Origin of the sequence: Nostoc sp. MG11 (assembly GCF_014904695.1) — a bacterium.
Taxonomy (GTDB): domain Bacteria; phylum Cyanobacteriota; class Cyanobacteriia; order Cyanobacteriales; family Nostocaceae; genus Komarekiella.
Genome location: NZ_JACXXN010000074.1, coordinates 1 through 15,025, shown reverse-complemented (window position 1 = coordinate 15,025; position 15,025 = coordinate 1). Strand labels below are relative to the sequence as shown.

The following is a 15,025-nucleotide window of genomic DNA, read 5'->3' as shown; positions in this document are numbered from 1 at the left end:
GAGGGAGTGAAACATTTAGCCCAAATAACCCAATGTTACTGGCTGCTGGATGCGATTGGCTCTTATCAACACCAGCTTCAGTCTAATCCTCGGCTGCGAGATTTTCAGGTGTGGCGGTTGGTGGTGGAGAACAAGTCAAGTACTCTGATATGTGAAGAAGACACAGATATTGAGGTACTACGCCAGTCAATCCCATACACTGACTTTCCACTGCCTGAAATCACGCTGTATCTAGCACAGAAGGTGTTGATGCTGCCGAGTGAGTATTGAGAATGAAATAAAAAGCAAAGGTGATCGCATAGATTCTAATCTAATTGCGATCACCGAATGCCCAAACCAATAATTACCTTGACTATTTAACTTCTTGAATAATATCAAATGAGTATCTCCAATAATACTCATTTGCATCATGTATGCAACAGCGTTTCACGCATTCAACTATTCACCCAAAATCAAATGAGATGATTTACAAAGCGATTTATTTCGCTTCAAAAATGAAAACCTCGTCATCAAGATGAGACAAGGCTAAAAGTTGTTTATGTACTATCAAGCTATTATATAGCATGTAGCAGTCTGTCTGATAATGGTTTCAAGCGCCGATTCATCCCGCATTTATGCAACGCCGGTAGATGATTTACAAAGCGGTTTGTTCCGCTTCAAAAACAAAAACCTCGTCATCAAGGTGAGACAAGGCTAATATGTTAAACATCTACTATCAAGCTAAAGTATAGCACATAGCATTCTAACTAATGCTTCCTTGGGCAGAATCAATGACGAGTTAACCGATTGTGAGGTTACAAATTACACTTCATTTACTGAGCAAACAAGTTTAACAACTGCTCAAATATTTCTTGAGACAAAATCAGTTAACTTTTAGAGCAGTTCATTCTATACAGAAGTAAAAGCCTCATCTCCAGGGATGAGGCTTATGGTAATCTAAATATGCAGCTAATATAAAGCAATTAGCAGTTTAATAAATGTTCCGCTGGATAGAGTAAACAGCAGAGAATAGCTTCAGATAGTAATAAATAATACAACTATCCAGCGGAATTATAAATTCTTAAAGGCAGCGTAGATCACCAAATCTAAGAACAACAACCCTGATTGCTGAGGCTGCGCCAATGCGAAGGTGAAATACATTGGTATCAAACAAATGACCCCGCAAGAAACATCAGAATTAGTTGCTTCGGTAATACGCCAGCTAGAACTAATTCTTCAGATGGTCGCTGGTTCAGAAAACAAAAGCAATCGCTTGTCAGCTTTGATAACTGTAAAGCGATCGCACAAAAAATAACGTATGTATAGACTTTTATTATGACACACGCTACAACAACTTTTAAACCATCAAGCTTTTCTTGCGACATTGGGGAGGAGTTAGGAAAAACAACTCTCTTACCTCAATATGGTTTATTCTGCTTCCAAAACAAAAACCTCGTCATCAAGGTGAGACGAGGCTAAAAGTTGTTATGTACTATAAAGCTATCATATAGCATATAACATCTTAATTAACACTTGTTTAGGTAGAAGAAGTGGGAGTATAACTTGTTATAAGGTTGCAAGTTATACTTCAACTGCTTGGCAAACAAATTGAACAACCGCTCAAATATTTCTTCAGCTAAAGGTGGTTAATTCTTGGAGCAGCTTGTTACAGACATCAGTAAAAGCCTCATCTCTAGGACAGGATGAGGCTTTGTGGAAATTCTACTTTACACTGCCAACAGAAAGCATAAAGCAACTAACATCCTAGGAGATGCTCCTTTGGATAGAAGGAGCAACCGCACATCTTTTCAAAGAGTGATAAATAGTACAAAGTATTAACCACATCTAAAAACAATAACTCTAATAAGGCTGCGCCAAGGCGAATGTGAAAATGCATTGGTATCAAATAAATGAACCCTCAAGAAACATCAGAATTACTTGCTGCTTTAATGCGCCAAGAAGAATTGCTCAAGCAGTTAGTCGCTTCAATCAATAAGCCGAAACTGGGACTCCACAATGATGCTGGCAATTGCAAGATTTACTGCAATCGTCACAACGGTTATATGTGGTACACACTATCGAATTCAGAACCGCAGGCTGTTGCTGCTACTGCCTTGACTGGATATCTGCGAGAATTGCGATTCGAGAAGTGTGAACGGCGGGGCAAGGAAGTCCACAAGCTGCTAGCTACAATTCAGGCTGAGCGAACATACATCCTAGAATCCGGGCACGATACTCAGTTTGCCAAAGGGTTATTAGCTGCTATTGCCAGTCTTACACCAGAACAACTTTATTCTCCCGTGACACTACAACCACAGCCAGGGACAGATGAAGCTGTACTGTTCTGTAGGGTGTGGGTTGGGTCTGAGTTAATTATGACATCCTACGGCGAAGAATCGAACTGGCGAGAAATCAGTAAACAGGCTTTGGCTGTTACGAAAACGGCGGCTTCTATGGTGTTTTAGTTGGTTGTAAATAGGGCTTGAGCGATCGTATCGCACTTCATCAGTTGCTCAAGTTTTATCTACAGCTAACTTGTGCTGTTATTCCACTACTCACAATTAATCAAAGCGAGGGGAAATAATCATGCAATCCACGATCACGATGCCACGTACATGGAAGCAACCTCTTTTTGCTATAGGTCAAAGCACCCAACAAGGGAGAATTATTGGTATCAACTACTCGACTCAAAAGCAGAGTGAAGGTTGGTACTACACAATATTAATTAATGAAAGCTCTGGACAAGTAGTACAACTGCCAGAAACTCAGGTTCGTCTACTTTCAAAACAAGAGATAGAAGCAAAAATATTAGCCGAAATCGACTTGCATCTGGCACGATTAACAATTCTCCAACAAGAATTAGATGCAGATTTAGAAATTCGCACTCCCTTTGGCACAGTGAGCGCACCTCTTTCTCAAACACCTCGTTCATCTAATGGTACATCCAGATTATCTGAACCAAAGAAAAAGGTTAGCGCTTAAAGCTCAAAAAACATCATGAAAACACAAACAGACTTCCCCTCACTCAATTATTGTACTTGGGCGTGGGTGCTACTTCGAGCATTTCTGTTAGCTCTAATTGCATCCATACCAAGTATTCTGATTCTGATGAGAGCCAGTGCGGATTTGCCCTGGTGTCGTGATAGGGAAGAGCCGGGCACACCTCCAAAATGCCGTCCAATTACTGTATTACCCGAAAGTAGAGTCAGCGGTATTTTGGAGCAACAATCAATCTCACAGCCAAAACCACGACGATAAGAATAATCCCCTTTTTGCTAGCAGTAATTTTGCGGGAGCATTACTCGGCATGAGAAAAACTCGTTTGTATTCAGGATAAATCAGATGGCAATAAATTTGATTAGAGTGTATAATCCGACGCTGTTAAGTTCATCAAAAGTATACCAAGTTGACGGTACATTTTATCGATATTTGGGTGATTCAGGCACTATCCAACATCCACAGTTTCTCTTTTCACCGCTGCCAAATCAAAAGAAAAAAGCTAGTTTACGACTAAATCGCAACAAGCTGATAATTCGTTGTTACGAAGTCGAAGGTATGGTTTATAGCAAACCCGTGGTGCAGGATAATTCACAACAGCTTCAGTTATTTTAAGTCATGTCTATAGCTAAACCACCCATCATCAAACGACCCATCAAGTTACAAAACAATGGTTCAACCAAGATAGTTTATCGAACTATCAGGAACATTCAACGACTTCAGAATAGTTCCGAGTTGGGAACCGCAAAGATTAAAGGACAATCTTACATGGTTCGCAACCAAGGTATTTATTGGGTCGTCGTTTGATTGTTACCTCTAGGCAATAAAAGGTGTTCACACCAATAACAGTATGAACGCCTTTTATTATATTGCCCTGTAAAAACGCTACGCTCTGATGAAATTGAAAATTAGTAGTGAGTTAATTGAACATGGTACAAGCGATCGCTTCTCCCCAAACTGAAACTTTTTTAACTGATGCCACAATTGAACGATTGAACTTCTCAAAACTCAATAAAACCCGCATTCGCTTCCGTATTCAACTGAAAAATAGTACTAAAAGTGCTGCTCCCAAATGGGCGGATGTCCTGAAATCAAAAGTATCTGAATCGGAATCTGACCTGATGAAAGTTACTAATTCCGAAGTCGGATTGCGGGGTGTTAAAGTATTCAAAAAGCTGGATGAAGCTGCTGCTCAATTACGTCAAGAAATCTCATCTGTACAAGAGTGGATGTCTCCTGATACTGGCGATTGGGTTTGCCCAATTGATTTAGCACCACTTGTGTGGAACCAACTAATCAATATTAGAGATAATATTGCTCCCACGCTTCGCAATCAATTAAAAGTCGATTATGAGGCAGGACTAACTGACTACCAACAACGGATTGACCAATTCCTCTCCCTCAACACTTGGGAACTATCTTTAGAGAAACAAGAGTCGGTCAAAGCCAACTTGTTAAGAGCCTTCCCGACTCTGACTGATTTAGAAGATTATCTGCAAGTGGTAATTGGTCGTCCCGTAATCATTCCTGCCCTGTCTGAGCAACTCAATCAACAACAAGCTGAATGTTTAGACCAGATTACCAAATTCATCCAACAGTATGACCAAAATCTGGAGCAGCGGTTAAGAGAATCGGCTCTGGCTGGTGGTGAACAACTCGCCGCGCAGTTGCTTGAAGAACTTAGTGATTGGGAACCGGGGCGCAAACCTGTGCAGTTCAAAAAGAAGATGGAACGACATCTGATGAAAGTTCAGGTGTTGCTGGCGAATGCTGACCCCCAAGCTGGTAGTAGTCTGCAACAAATGATGGCGCATTTAGACTCGATTGTGAATGATCCGGCAATTGAAGCTAAGAATCTGGGTAATGATGGGCGTAGTCAATTGCAACAAAAGATGAACGATATCCGGGCCAAGCTGTTGGACGAACAACGCAACCTTCAACAGTTAGCAACTGGTGAGGTTGGATTGGCGAAAGCTACTGTCAACGCGTTTAGGTTCAGGTAAAAAATGGTCAAGGGCGAGGGTGCATCGCCTTTGACTTAGATAATCACCGAAATTAAAAGTGTAATACCCACATTAACAGTTCACAGGATTACATCTATAAAATCATTGAGGTTAATTATGTCTCATTTCTCAAAGGTAACAACCAAACTCACCAACCGTGAATGTTTAGTACAAGCCCTCACTCTACTGAACCTCTCGCCCCAAGTTCATGAAAAAGCACGGCCATTAAAAGGTTATTACGGTAGCTCCCAAGGGCAGAGCGCTGAAATTATAGTCCGTGGTAGCACTATAAAAGCCCGTGCAGACATCGGCTTTAAGTGGAATCAAGTCAGTCAAGTCTATGACGTTATACACGATAGCTATGAAACAAACCCTCGGCTAGGAAAGGATTTCTTCACTCACTCGTTGATGCTGGCATACGGACAGCGGATGGTTCGTGCTAAAGCTTTTGAGTTACAAGAGCAATTTGGGGAATGTGCGATCGCCGAATCAACCAACGGTACTGTGCAAACCTTACGCCTGATCTTTGCCGGACATCAGCAACAACAATACACCAGGAGATAACAGATGGAACGCGCAATACTTATACACTTTGACAAAACTACAGGTTCAGTGAAAGTAGAAGCGGAGGGATTCGAGGGGCTAACTTGTTTGGCTGCGACCCAACCGTTTGAAGAGGCGTTGGGGGTTGTGGAGGACGAGCGCATTTATAAAGACGAATCAGCACCACAACTGAGGACTACGAACAGTAGTCAAACACGTTTGCGTCAGTAACCAGTAATCAGTAGTCAGTGAGCATCTCTAACTGATTACTGATTACTGATTACAGAATATCGGCTTCGCCATTTGATAAATGAAGTAATTGAATAATTGACATGAAACTCTCAAATCTGCTCTCAACGCTCGATTCACAAATCCCTATTGCTGCTGTTGATGTACTGTCTCCTGATGAGGCAACGATTATTCAGTGGCTAACAACAGAAGCCAACAACAAGCTCTCTTGTACAGTCTATTTCTGGAACCTGGGCGTATCCAGCTTAGAGCAATGTCTGATTGCATCTGATGGTGGCTTGGTATTCAAAGTCGTAGCGGAGTACAAGAAGCCGCCCCAGGCTGATCCACTGTTATATGTATTTGACTATATTGCTAATTTTAGTGGGAATGGTGTATTTATTCTGGGAGACATTCACCCATTTGTTGCTAAGAACTCACCACAATTGAGCTGGGAAATTATATCGAAAGTTAAAAACCTCTACCACCGCCTCAAGCCGACAGATAAACGCATTGTGCTACTTGGTCAAAACATCCAACTGCACGAGTCTTTAGTCCGACTCATCCCCTGCTGTGAAGTGCCTTTGCCTAGTATTGAGCAAATACTTGAACATATAAATTCTTACTTGTTAGACTTACAACAGTCTGCCACAGAACAAGAATTAACTTTCACTATTTCATTGCCGGAAAGTGAAATTGAACAGCTATCTCGCGCAGCTTTAGGGCTGACCTTGGAAGAGATTAGTGATTTCTTGCGCCTAACAGTCAAAGAAAAGCTAACCTCGGATGGCATTGCTGTCGATGCCGACTTCATACCCAAAGCTGTCGAGTACAAAACTCGGCTACTGGCGCAGATGGGTATCGAGTTGGGCAAGCCAGCCAGCATCCCTTTCGGCGGACTCGATTTACTACGGGAATGGTTACAAATACGGCGGCGGCTGTTCACTGTTGAGGCGCGAAGTCTTAGCTTGCCGCAACCCAAAGGTGTGTTGCTTGCGGGGCCGCCCGGAGTTGGTAAAACTTTACTTGCCAAGAACATCGCAACTATACTGAATTTACCACTCCTACAACTCGACATTGCGTCCCTTTTAGGTTCACTCGTTGGTGAGTCTGAGGGGAATGTCCGCCGCGCACTCAAAACGGCTGAAGCGATCGCACCCTGCGTGTTATGGGTGGACGAAATTGAAAAAGCTCTTTCCGGTAGTGGTGATACTTCTGGAGTCTCACAGAGAATTCTGGGCAATATCCTCACGTTTATGTCGGAATCAACCAGTGGTGTGTTTGTTGTGGCAACTTGCAATGACCCCTCTGCGCTGCCAAGTGAACTCAAGAGGAAAGGCCGCTTCGATGAAAATTTCTTTGTAGATCTTCCTACAGAACCGGAACGAGTCCAGATTCTACAGATTCATCTGCAACGCTTTGGTATCACTGTCGAATCGGAGTATTTAGAAGCGATCGCAGCCAATACCGCAAAATTCTCCGGCGCAGAACTAGAAACGCTGGCAGATGAAGCCGCACTACTGGCATTCGATGAAGGTAGACCACAGCAGGTGACGCTTGCTGACCTTGAAACCTGTCGTCAAACTATCACCCCGCTTGCGATCACTGATGCTGCGGCAGTTGAGCGGATACAGTCCTGGGCGGCTACTGCACGACGGGCTTCTAGTCCTGTTGTGGCGGCGAAACAATTGTCTTTAAGGACTGCCAAGTTCCGCAACATGAACTAATAAAGAAAAGCGGTCGTCTAAGAAAGGCGATCGCAATTCTATTTAACAGCAATTATTTACAACAAAAAGGAATTGAATGCAATGACAACAGACTTAGTTACATACTACGGACAAACAGACTTGATCGACCAGTTGGTTGATAACTACGGCGCACACTTAGAGAAGTTAGATAGAGAAACAAAATTGTTATTACGGGTAACTTTATCTACCTACATTATCATGCAGCAAGAGTACACCCCAGTTGACTATCCAGTGTCTACAGCCTTAGAAGATTCATTGTATGAGCTAGTAATTCCTGATTCTATTCCCCAAGTTTTGTATGATGTCTGCTCTGTCCTGGAAGGCTTAACAGCTTCGGAGGCTGAAAGCATACTTGAAGCATTACAACATCAAATCAGGTGGGGCAATGCCCGGAAATCAACGAGTTAATTCGGTTCAGAAACATGGAAATTTACCTAGTCTTTGTAGACACAATTCAAAACAGCAATAAGTTCTGGTCTGCCAAGATTGAAGGCAGTAATCTAACTGTTGAATGGGGCAGAGTCGGGTACAAGTCCCAGACTAAAGTTCACTCATTTAGCTCGCACTCTGTTGCTGTTAAAAAGTTTCACAATCTCGTCACTGAAAAGAAATCCAAAGGCTACAGCGAAAGCCAATCTCAAATGAACGGTAATCGCCATATTTCAGACATCAGGCGAGCGATACAACTGCTTAATGTTTTGCGTCCTTATGTAGCAAACGGGAATTTTGATCATCGCTACATTCAAGCTCTTAATGAATATCTGCAAATTGTTCCTACACCTTTAGGGATGCAGATAGACCCATACATTATTTACCGCAGTGTAAATGATGTTGATTATCAGAAGGAGTTACTCAATTCTTTGTTAACCACCTCTACACCACAACCCGCTGCCGTGGCTGTTGCTCATATTCCAGAATCAACTGTAGAGAAAGTGGTTAGCCTCAAGACCATCAGTAAGAACTTTTGGCGACATTTGTAAACGAATTACCACCAAACTGATTAAAAACTTTGGTGGTAAATATGCAGTATTATCAAGGAGTAAAAATGAAACAACCCTGCAAAGATTGCCCATTTAGAAAATGTGTAAAATCTGCGCTTTCCCCTGAAAGAGCAGATGATATTCTCAACGGAATTACGCACGATAAAGCCTTCCATTGCCACAATACAGTAGATTATTCTGACTCTCACGAAGGTCGAATCACTTCTGATTCCAAATTGTGTTTTGGTGCAGTTCTGTTTTTAGAGAATACTGTTCGTGGCGGTTGTCGCTCAAACGTGATGTTCCGTTTGGGGTTGATGCAGAAAGAGTTTGATATTGATGATTTACGCCAGGATGAAAGCGTGTATCAGAGTTTTGAGGATTTTTTGTCAGAAGTAACTTATTAACCTTAATTGAAGAAGAATCCAGAAGTCAGAAGTCAGAAGTCAGAAGTCAGAATCAATTAGTGGGGGATTCAGACCCGCCACCCTCTTACAAAGTTCTGAGCGGAGGAAGCCTCCGCTCAGACTTTGCGCTAATTGAAGACCTCCAAATTGAAAATTTGGAGGGGGTGCAAAAACGCCGTTTATTCATTCGCCAGTCACACAGAATTCAATTCTGAATTCTGGCGACTGACTCCTGAATTCTGTTTTGATAAAATACCTGAAAAACAACTAAACTGCTCTCTTCTTAACAGCAGCTAGTCTACTGCGTTCGCTTCATCTGTGTAGTGGTTCTACTCAGGAGCAAGGTTTTTAGCCGACAAACAAATAAGGATGTGTGAATATGTATAGAGTTTCAATTCAAGTCGTCAATGAATGCGGCAGTGTAATTGAAAAGTTTCCTACTCATGTTGTGAGAGTTCCTTGCGTTGGAGAATCTATTTATCTGAGTATTTGTCGTTGTGACATCCCTGACTATCAAGTTCTTGAAGTGACTCATTACACTTTTGCATTTGATAATTCCAAAGGATTGATAGAGAACAATAATTCTAAAGGATTAGCAGTAGCAGAAGTTAAGGTAAAGAAGTTGCGATGAAGGTAGTGAAGTGAGCGCACTGGATAGTTCTTTTTTTACAACAGGTTTACATGGATAATCAAAAACAAATTATTTACCATACTGCTCAATTATAACAAGCAAGTCACAGAGGTAAATTAGTTGTTTGTCGCCGGAGCAAAAGAGTTTTCCAAATGAAAAAGTTTATCAATCGCACCATAGAAACAATAACTCTTGCTTCTTTACCGTTTACCTGGTTTGCGGGAGTAGGAGCGTAGACGACGCATTAGCGAAGCGGTAGCGACGTTCGTATAGCGTCTCGCAGAGAAGGAGCGTCAGCGGCTTTTCCTTGGACATCGCTTACTTTTTTGTAATCTCCTTGGATTTGGCAATAGCATGATACTATTTGTCAAACAACAATCTCGCTGATTTCACCCTTTATAGTAAGCCTTCAAGTTTAGCAAAACTTCGCAAGCGCGGTAGACACTGACGTTGATAAAAACTGCTCAATGTCGGAATTGGTAGCCCAAATTCTTCGGACAATTCTCTCCAACTAACTTCTGGGGGTAGGCGTTTAAGAATCAACACCTGACAATTCACATCTGGACGCCCTTTAATGTAAGTATGACGCAGTTCTCCGTCTGAGTCTGTATTGACCCATATCTCTAAGTTTTCCAAAATCGGAGGTACTGGAGGGGTGGCAGGTAGGTTATTTATGGGGTCAAAAACTTCACTTATGTCACCTGACGTAGACTGGTGATGTCTGAAAGAGACTGTTGTGGCTTGTTCCCGGCGCTGGTTAATGTCAAAATCTTGTAGTCTGTGTTTAAGGTAAGCATTCAACCAGGTGATGACACTGCCATAAGTAGGGTTATAGGCTTGACCTGTTAAACCTTCACAAACATTGCGACAGAAATACAACCAAGTTTTTTGTAGTGCATCTTCATAATAAGGAGTGCTTTCCCTCCATAGTTTTTTGGAAGTCAAACGAATAATTTGCGTGAGTAACTTCTGACGCTCTTGACTTCCAGGTAGGTGTCCACAAGCTTGTGTAACTAGGTATTCTAGCTGTTCATCTGGTTTTTCTTTGATTAGATTGCAATGAGATATCGCGTAATGTTTTTGATTCATTGTTAGCAAATAATTGTTATTTTCTATAACACTATTGACATCTCTTGCTCACAAAGAGCTTTGGTTTTTTATCGATTTCAGAAGTAATAAACAAGTGATTATTGAGTAAAAGACTAATTGCTTTACCTTCTATATCAATCGGTATTAATTGCTCTTGTTCCTGGTAAAATAAATTAATTTCTGCAATAATCTGTCTCAACTTAGGAGCATCCATAGTTGCTTTCATAACAAGATTAACGCTGTCTATATCTCCTTGCTCAAGCTAACAACTTTATATTAGGCATTCACCCTTACTGAAAACATCTGAAGAACGTCTCGTATTTTGGCTCAACGAATTGTATAGTCCAACTACGACTTTCGTTGAGATTGTTGCCAGATAGTAACGAAAGGGGTATGGCAATTTGAAACTATTGACAGTATTTTTGAATAAAATCTTTGCGTTGCGATCATCTTATGCTATCTCGTCTAAAATTCCAGCCCAATCCATTCCGCTTTCTGGTGTATACCGAGTGGGTCATGCTTGCAAGCTGCGGTTCCTTAGCCGTATTAGAAGCGATCGCTGGTCGGCGGTTACCTCTCCAGCATATTTCCGTTTTGCTGTTGCTTTGCATCATGGGATGGATGCTGCCAATGGGCAAATCGCCTATCAAAATCCTCTACACTCTTGCCGAAATCGGTTTAATTTTCTATGGAACAGTGCTGGGATATCTGCACATTTTGCCGACGCTGTACCTGATTGTGTTTATTCGCAGTTGCTTCATGTTCAGTACGAGCGGACGTTGGGTAGTTGGCGCAATATTGCTCGTGCTGTTTTTGAAGCATCAGACCATATACGTGCAGAAGATGACAGTGTTCGTACCCCAACTAGAGGAGCAATTTTGGATGCACCTAGTTGCCGAAACGTTAATGTTTGGGTTAGGGCTGTTCCTGGTGCTAATGCTAGTCAGTACGCTGTTGTCTGAACGTCAGGCCCAGGAGGATCTGGCGACAGCGCATCAGCAACTTCGGCAGTATGCCTCCCAGGCAGAAGAGTTAGCAGCTGCCCAAGAGCGCAATCGAATTGCTCGTGATATTCATGATTCTTTGGGACACGCGCTGACAGCATTGAATGTGCAGCTACAAACGGCAGTGATGCTCTGGCAACAGCAGCCAGACCGGGTAGAACCCTTTTTGCAGCAAGCTCGACGGCTGGGCGTGATTGCCATGCAAGAGGTGCGAAAATCGGTGCAGGCATTGCGCGAAGAAAATCGAGCAGAGCAATCTTTGAATGAGACGATCACCGCTGTGGTCGATGATTTTCGGCAGGGAACTGGCATTGAAGCGCAAATGCAGATCGTGGAGCAGACAACAGGAATAGGTAATGCGTCGGTGTCTACTGCGATCATGAATGCACTATACCGAATTGTTCAGGAGGCGCTAACCAATATTTCCAAGTACGCTCAGGCAACAGCGGTGACGGTAAAAATTGAGGTAACGTCCGAAATCGTACAGTTGATTGTGGTAGATAATGGACGTGGTTTTGAACGGAGTAGCTCCATTGGCAAAGGATTTGGACTGCAAGGAATGCAGGAGCGAATTGCTGTACTAGGGGGTACATTTACCTTAAAGACAGAACTAGGAAAAGGCTGTCGAATTCAGGTGGAAATACCTCTAACAACTACCGTGCCAGAAGTGTCGTCTAGCTAGTTGATTTATGATTAGTCTGTTAATTGTGGATGATCAAAGCCTGATTTGCCAAGGACTGAAAACAATGCTGGAGTTACAACCAGATTTGCAGGTAGTGGGGATTGCCAGCAATGGCGAGATGGCGATAGAGCAAGTCGCAGCCCTCCAGCCTAATTTGGTGCTAATGGATGTGCGAATGCCATTGATGGATGGGAGAGCCGCAACACGAATAATCTGCGAACGATTTCCTAACGTGAAAGTGCTAGTACTCAGCACGTTTGACGATGACCAGTATATTGTCGAGTCGATCCGGGTAGGTGCGAAAGGCTACCTATTGAAAGATATGCCCGCAGACGAGTTAGTACAAGCAATTCGGCTGGCGTGCCAGGGCTATGCTCAGTTGGCTCCGGGGCTGTTAGAAAAACTGATGAAGAATCCTTTGGGCATCGCTAAACCTACCGCTTCGCCAGAATTTGAGACGCTGACGAAGCGAGAGCAGCAGGTTTTGCAGTTTATCGGCAAAGGAGCCACAAATCGAGAAATCGCTGAACAGTTAATGGTTACTGAAGGCACTGTGAAGACTCATGTGACGCATTTGCTAAATCGCCTCGATTGCAGGAACCGCGCCCAGTTAGCGATCATTGCTAATTCGATCTTTGAGATTAACTGAGCATTACTAACTAATGGCAAAGAAATAACAGTAGAGACAGCATGGTATTGAGAGTGAGAACGAGTGCTGAATTATGCCAGCAGTTGAAAGCGGTAAGCGTTAGCCATGCCGTCAGGCTGATCGTACTCGCGCTATACCCCCACCCATAGCTGGAGGAGTATAACGACCCCTTCACCCGCCACAGACAACCTCTCGAACTCAACCAACCAATTTTATACTGTAGGTGTGTAACGGGATTGTTATACAGCTTCGCCTTGCCAGTCTCTCCGAAGAATTGCCCATATTTTTACATCTTCAAACACTCCCCACTTTCGTACTCGCTGACGTAACACTCCTTCTTGCGTAAACCCATTTTTCTGCAATACTTTGCCTGAACCCGGATTTCTAACCATGTGGTAGGCGTAGAGTCTGTTAAGATCTAAATCTTTAAATCCAAAGCGGAGCAGAAGTTTTAATGCCTCGCTCATATAGCCTTTTCCCCACACCTCAGTTGCCAACCAAAAACTTAATTCCGCTTGAGAATGTTCTCGTTCAATATCTCGAATCTCGATAATGCCGCTAAATACTTTTTCAGGTTTGCGCTCAATTACAAATGAAAGAGAATGCCCTGCCTCAAAGTCTGAAATTTGTCTTCGTATATATTGCTCTGCTTCGCCATCAGGATACGGATGAGGAATAGAAATCATAGTATCGGCAATCTCACGAACACTTACCACACCTTGGATCGATGGCGCATCTGCAAGAGATAGAGGACGCAGAATCAATCTGGTTGTATCTAGTGTGGATTGAGCAAGCATGAAACGATTTTATTTTGACGAGTCTTCCCAAAAAATTTTAATACTGAAATTTTAACCGATAATCTCCTTGTGCTGTTACCACCAAGGACTTGCTGTATAAATGAATTTTCAGAAGAAGTGACTTATTGACTCATTAACCACGAATCATTTGTGAAAAACAGTATGCCAAGAAAATCCACTCACTACACCCCACAACACTACAGGCGGTCGGTGCAAAGCCTTGTTAGACGACTGTTGATAACTTCTAATTCAGGGAGTTCGTTTGGAATACCAAGCACGAATGAGAAGAGTTTGAAAAAATAATACAGGCGATTCAAAATTATTTATAGTAGGAGTATTATGCCGTTTTGCGTGGTCAGAGTTTCGTTTTAAGAGCTTAGGCATGGCGGTAAACAAAACTTTTCGTTACCTCATTTGATAATTGAATTTACCTAATAATGAAACTCAGTTTTGAGAAAATTATTCTGTTGTTACAATGCTGTTTCATCTCATATTTAAGCTGCCAAATCTTTATGAAAATGATAATCAAATTACAGGGGAAGGAGGCAAGCGACGCTCGCCTACTTCCCCTCCCCCGCACACGATTATCATTTTTATTTAAGTTATTTTGAGTATTTTAACTGATTGACAAAATGCGCTTTATTTTAACCTCTCACCGATGAATCTCTGCTGACTTTTAAACGCTCTATTTCTTGCTGTAGTTCTAAGATGATTTTCTGTAACTCACGTATTACCTTGTTCTCCTCAATAATTATCTCTACCAGTTGTTATGCGCGATAACTGGTTCAAGCTTTCTCGGTCTAAGTCTTGAGGCAGGTTCTAGTTCATATCTGTGATACTCCACTTCAATTGTCCCCTTTGTCAATACTTTGCCACCTAAATCCTTACCTTTTGGCTTCTTTGTATGCGGAGAATTTTTGTTAGTATCGGCAGATTTTTTTCAAAGTTCTAAGACATTTGAGTATTCCTAAAGATTTTTTAAGTAGCATCATTATTACCTTACACATCACTTTTATCCTTGTTTGTCAAGTATTATTTATACCAATTAGATGAGCTTACCCTGCTTATTTGCCATTATTCAGAAAATCCTTATCTTGAATAGGATTTCCATCTCGAAAAAGTTTTCGATAAAAATATAAAGATAACTAATCACGAAGTTAGGACTCATTTTGTTGTCGATAATATACTTGACAAAAACGTAAGGATTCAGGTCTAATATTTAGGAAGCAGAGATGGGCGAGACAGATAATTATTAGAATTAGCCAGCAGTGCTTGTGCAAAAAAGTCA

Annotated in this window: 21 protein-coding genes and 1 pseudogene; 18 read left to right on the top strand and 4 right to left on the bottom strand. The window is 42.1% G+C overall.

Annotation, left to right across the window (positions count from 1 at the left end):
- The 15 genes from HCR01_RS34850 to HCR01_RS34780 form a co-directional block, all read left to right on the top strand.
- On the top strand, positions 1-270 hold a 270-nt coding region (locus HCR01_RS34850), incomplete at its 5' end, for a DUF6876 family protein (RefSeq protein ID WP_226889961.1).
- Between the two features lie 883 nt (positions 271-1,153).
- Positions 1,154-1,294 (top strand): hypothetical protein, encoded by a 141-nt coding sequence (locus tag HCR01_RS34845; protein ID WP_193200492.1) that lies wholly within the window; start codon positions 1,154-1,156, stop codon positions 1,292-1,294.
- Between the two features lie 595 nt (positions 1,295-1,889).
- Positions 1,890-2,444: a hypothetical protein gene (locus tag HCR01_RS34840; protein WP_193200491.1), complete on the top strand. Its 555-nt coding sequence runs from the start codon at positions 1,890-1,892 to the stop codon at positions 2,442-2,444.
- Between the two features lie 121 nt (positions 2,445-2,565).
- A complete protein-coding gene (locus HCR01_RS34835) occupies positions 2,566-2,961 on the top strand; it encodes a hypothetical protein (protein ID WP_193200490.1) in 396 nt (131 codons plus the stop codon).
- 15 nt (positions 2,962-2,976) lie between these two features.
- Positions 2,977-3,237, top strand: coding sequence for a hypothetical protein (locus tag HCR01_RS34830; RefSeq protein WP_193200489.1), 261 nt, complete (start codon positions 2,977-2,979; stop codon positions 3,235-3,237).
- A gap of 84 nt (positions 3,238-3,321) precedes the next feature.
- Positions 3,322-3,591 (top strand): hypothetical protein, encoded by a 270-nt coding sequence (locus HCR01_RS34825; RefSeq protein WP_193200488.1) that lies wholly within the window; start codon positions 3,322-3,324, stop codon positions 3,589-3,591.
- 3 nt (positions 3,592-3,594) lie between these two features.
- Positions 3,595-3,783, top strand: coding sequence for a hypothetical protein (locus tag HCR01_RS34820; protein ID WP_193200487.1), 189 nt, complete (start codon positions 3,595-3,597; stop codon positions 3,781-3,783).
- Positions 3,784-3,905: 122 nt separating this feature from the next.
- Complete coding sequence (locus HCR01_RS34815) at positions 3,906-4,979, top strand: hypothetical protein (protein WP_193200494.1); 1,074 nt, start codon at positions 3,906-3,908, stop codon at positions 4,977-4,979.
- 117 nt (positions 4,980-5,096) lie between these two features.
- Positions 5,097-5,543 carry a DUF1257 domain-containing protein gene (locus HCR01_RS34810; protein WP_193200486.1) on the top strand — a complete coding sequence of 149 codons (447 nt, stop codon included), beginning with the start codon at positions 5,097-5,099 and terminating at the stop codon, positions 5,541-5,543.
- Positions 5,544-5,546: 3 nt separating this feature from the next.
- The gene (locus tag HCR01_RS34805) at positions 5,547-5,753 is read left to right on the top strand and encodes a DUF2997 domain-containing protein (RefSeq protein ID WP_191761240.1); all 207 of its coding nucleotides are present in this window, start codon (positions 5,547-5,549) and stop codon (positions 5,751-5,753) included.
- 101 nt (positions 5,754-5,854) lie between these two features.
- Positions 5,855-7,477: an AAA family ATPase gene (locus HCR01_RS34800; protein WP_193200485.1), complete on the top strand. Its 1,623-nt coding sequence runs from the start codon at positions 5,855-5,857 to the stop codon at positions 7,475-7,477.
- 81 nt (positions 7,478-7,558) lie between these two features.
- Positions 7,559-7,906 carry a hypothetical protein gene (locus HCR01_RS34795; RefSeq protein WP_193200484.1) on the top strand — a complete coding sequence of 116 codons (348 nt, stop codon included), beginning with the start codon at positions 7,559-7,561 and terminating at the stop codon, positions 7,904-7,906.
- Between the two features lie 14 nt (positions 7,907-7,920).
- Complete coding sequence (locus HCR01_RS34790; RefSeq protein ID WP_193200483.1) at positions 7,921-8,478, top strand: WGR domain-containing protein; 558 nt, start codon at positions 7,921-7,923, stop codon at positions 8,476-8,478.
- A gap of 41 nt (positions 8,479-8,519) precedes the next feature.
- Positions 8,520-8,885: a hypothetical protein gene (locus HCR01_RS34785; RefSeq protein WP_193200482.1), complete on the top strand. Its 366-nt coding sequence runs from the start codon at positions 8,520-8,522 to the stop codon at positions 8,883-8,885.
- A 379-nt stretch (positions 8,886-9,264) separates the two neighbouring features.
- A complete protein-coding gene (locus HCR01_RS34780; protein ID WP_193200481.1) occupies positions 9,265-9,516 on the top strand; it encodes a hypothetical protein in 252 nt (83 codons plus the stop codon).
- Positions 9,517-9,912: 396 nt separating this feature from the next.
- On the opposite strand, the gene HCR01_RS34775 is transcribed toward HCR01_RS34780, so the two are convergent.
- Together HCR01_RS34775 and HCR01_RS34770 are read right to left on the bottom strand one after the other, a co-directional pair.
- Positions 9,913-10,605, bottom strand: coding sequence for a sigma-70 family RNA polymerase sigma factor (locus tag HCR01_RS34775; protein WP_193200480.1), 693 nt, complete (start codon positions 10,603-10,605; stop codon positions 9,913-9,915).
- A 31-nt stretch (positions 10,606-10,636) separates the two neighbouring features.
- Entirely contained in the window at positions 10,637-10,831 is a 195-nt protein-coding gene (locus HCR01_RS34770) for a hypothetical protein (RefSeq protein ID WP_193200479.1), read from the bottom strand.
- A gap of 196 nt (positions 10,832-11,027) precedes the next feature.
- Between HCR01_RS34770 and HCR01_RS39530 the strand changes: the two genes are divergently transcribed.
- Genes HCR01_RS39530 through HCR01_RS34760 form a run of 3 tightly spaced genes read left to right on the top strand, consistent with a single transcriptional unit; the run spans position 11,028 to position 12,940 of the window.
- Positions 11,028-11,567: a hypothetical protein gene (locus tag HCR01_RS39530; protein WP_226889959.1), complete on the top strand. Its 540-nt coding sequence runs from the start codon at positions 11,028-11,030 to the stop codon at positions 11,565-11,567.
- Complete coding sequence (locus tag HCR01_RS34765) at positions 11,488-12,291, top strand: sensor histidine kinase (RefSeq protein ID WP_226889957.1); 804 nt, start codon at positions 11,488-11,490, stop codon at positions 12,289-12,291. Before HCR01_RS39530 ends, HCR01_RS34765 begins: the two co-directional genes overlap by 80 nt.
- 7 nt (positions 12,292-12,298) lie before the next feature.
- Positions 12,299-12,940 carry a response regulator gene (locus HCR01_RS34760; protein ID WP_193200477.1) on the top strand — a complete coding sequence of 214 codons (642 nt, stop codon included), beginning with the start codon at positions 12,299-12,301 and terminating at the stop codon, positions 12,938-12,940.
- Positions 12,941-13,179: 239 nt separating this feature from the next.
- On the opposite strand, the gene HCR01_RS34755 is transcribed toward HCR01_RS34760, so the two are convergent.
- A complete protein-coding gene (locus HCR01_RS34755; RefSeq protein ID WP_193200476.1) occupies positions 13,180-13,737 on the bottom strand; it encodes a GNAT family N-acetyltransferase in 558 nt (185 codons plus the stop codon).
- A 662-nt stretch (positions 13,738-14,399) separates the two neighbouring features.
- Positions 14,400-14,553, bottom strand: a pseudogene (locus tag HCR01_RS34750) (IS66 family transposase); the annotation flags it as partial.
- Positions 14,554-15,025 lie beyond the last annotated feature (472 nt).

Bases quoted from the DNA above. Each gene is read 5' to 3' on its own strand.
- HCR01_RS34845 (WP_193200492.1), top strand. From the start codon at position 1,154: ATGACCCCGCAAGAAACATCAGAATTAGTTGCTTCGGTAATACGCCAG.
- HCR01_RS34840 (WP_193200491.1), top strand. From the start codon at position 1,890: ATGAACCCTCAAGAAACATCAGAATTACTTGCTGCTTTAATGCGCCAA.
- HCR01_RS34835 (WP_193200490.1), top strand. From the start codon at position 2,566: ATGCAATCCACGATCACGATGCCACGTACATGGAAGCAACCTCTTTTT.
- HCR01_RS34830 (WP_193200489.1), top strand. From the start codon at position 2,977: ATGAAAACACAAACAGACTTCCCCTCACTCAATTATTGTACTTGGGCG.
- HCR01_RS34825 (WP_193200488.1), top strand. From the start codon at position 3,322: ATGGCAATAAATTTGATTAGAGTGTATAATCCGACGCTGTTAAGTTCA.
- HCR01_RS34820 (WP_193200487.1), top strand. From the start codon at position 3,595: ATGTCTATAGCTAAACCACCCATCATCAAACGACCCATCAAGTTACAA.
- HCR01_RS34815 (WP_193200494.1), top strand. From the start codon at position 3,906: ATGGTACAAGCGATCGCTTCTCCCCAAACTGAAACTTTTTTAACTGAT.
- HCR01_RS34810 (WP_193200486.1), top strand. From the start codon at position 5,097: ATGTCTCATTTCTCAAAGGTAACAACCAAACTCACCAACCGTGAATGT.
- HCR01_RS34805 (WP_191761240.1), top strand. From the start codon at position 5,547: ATGGAACGCGCAATACTTATACACTTTGACAAAACTACAGGTTCAGTG.
- HCR01_RS34800 (WP_193200485.1), top strand. From the start codon at position 5,855: ATGAAACTCTCAAATCTGCTCTCAACGCTCGATTCACAAATCCCTATT.
- HCR01_RS34795 (WP_193200484.1), top strand. From the start codon at position 7,559: ATGACAACAGACTTAGTTACATACTACGGACAAACAGACTTGATCGAC.
- HCR01_RS34790 (WP_193200483.1), top strand. From the start codon at position 7,921: ATGGAAATTTACCTAGTCTTTGTAGACACAATTCAAAACAGCAATAAG.
- HCR01_RS34785 (WP_193200482.1), top strand. From the start codon at position 8,520: ATGCAGTATTATCAAGGAGTAAAAATGAAACAACCCTGCAAAGATTGC.
- HCR01_RS34780 (WP_193200481.1), top strand. From the start codon at position 9,265: ATGTATAGAGTTTCAATTCAAGTCGTCAATGAATGCGGCAGTGTAATT.
- HCR01_RS34775 (WP_193200480.1), bottom strand. From the start codon at position 10,605: ATGAATCAAAAACATTACGCGATATCTCATTGCAATCTAATCAAAGAA.
- HCR01_RS34770 (WP_193200479.1), bottom strand. From the start codon at position 10,831: ATGAAAGCAACTATGGATGCTCCTAAGTTGAGACAGATTATTGCAGAA.
- HCR01_RS34765 (WP_226889957.1), top strand. From the start codon at position 11,488: ATGCACCTAGTTGCCGAAACGTTAATGTTTGGGTTAGGGCTGTTCCTG.
- HCR01_RS34760 (WP_193200477.1), top strand. From the start codon at position 12,299: ATGATTAGTCTGTTAATTGTGGATGATCAAAGCCTGATTTGCCAAGGA.
- HCR01_RS34755 (WP_193200476.1), bottom strand. From the start codon at position 13,737: ATGCTTGCTCAATCCACACTAGATACAACCAGATTGATTCTGCGTCCT.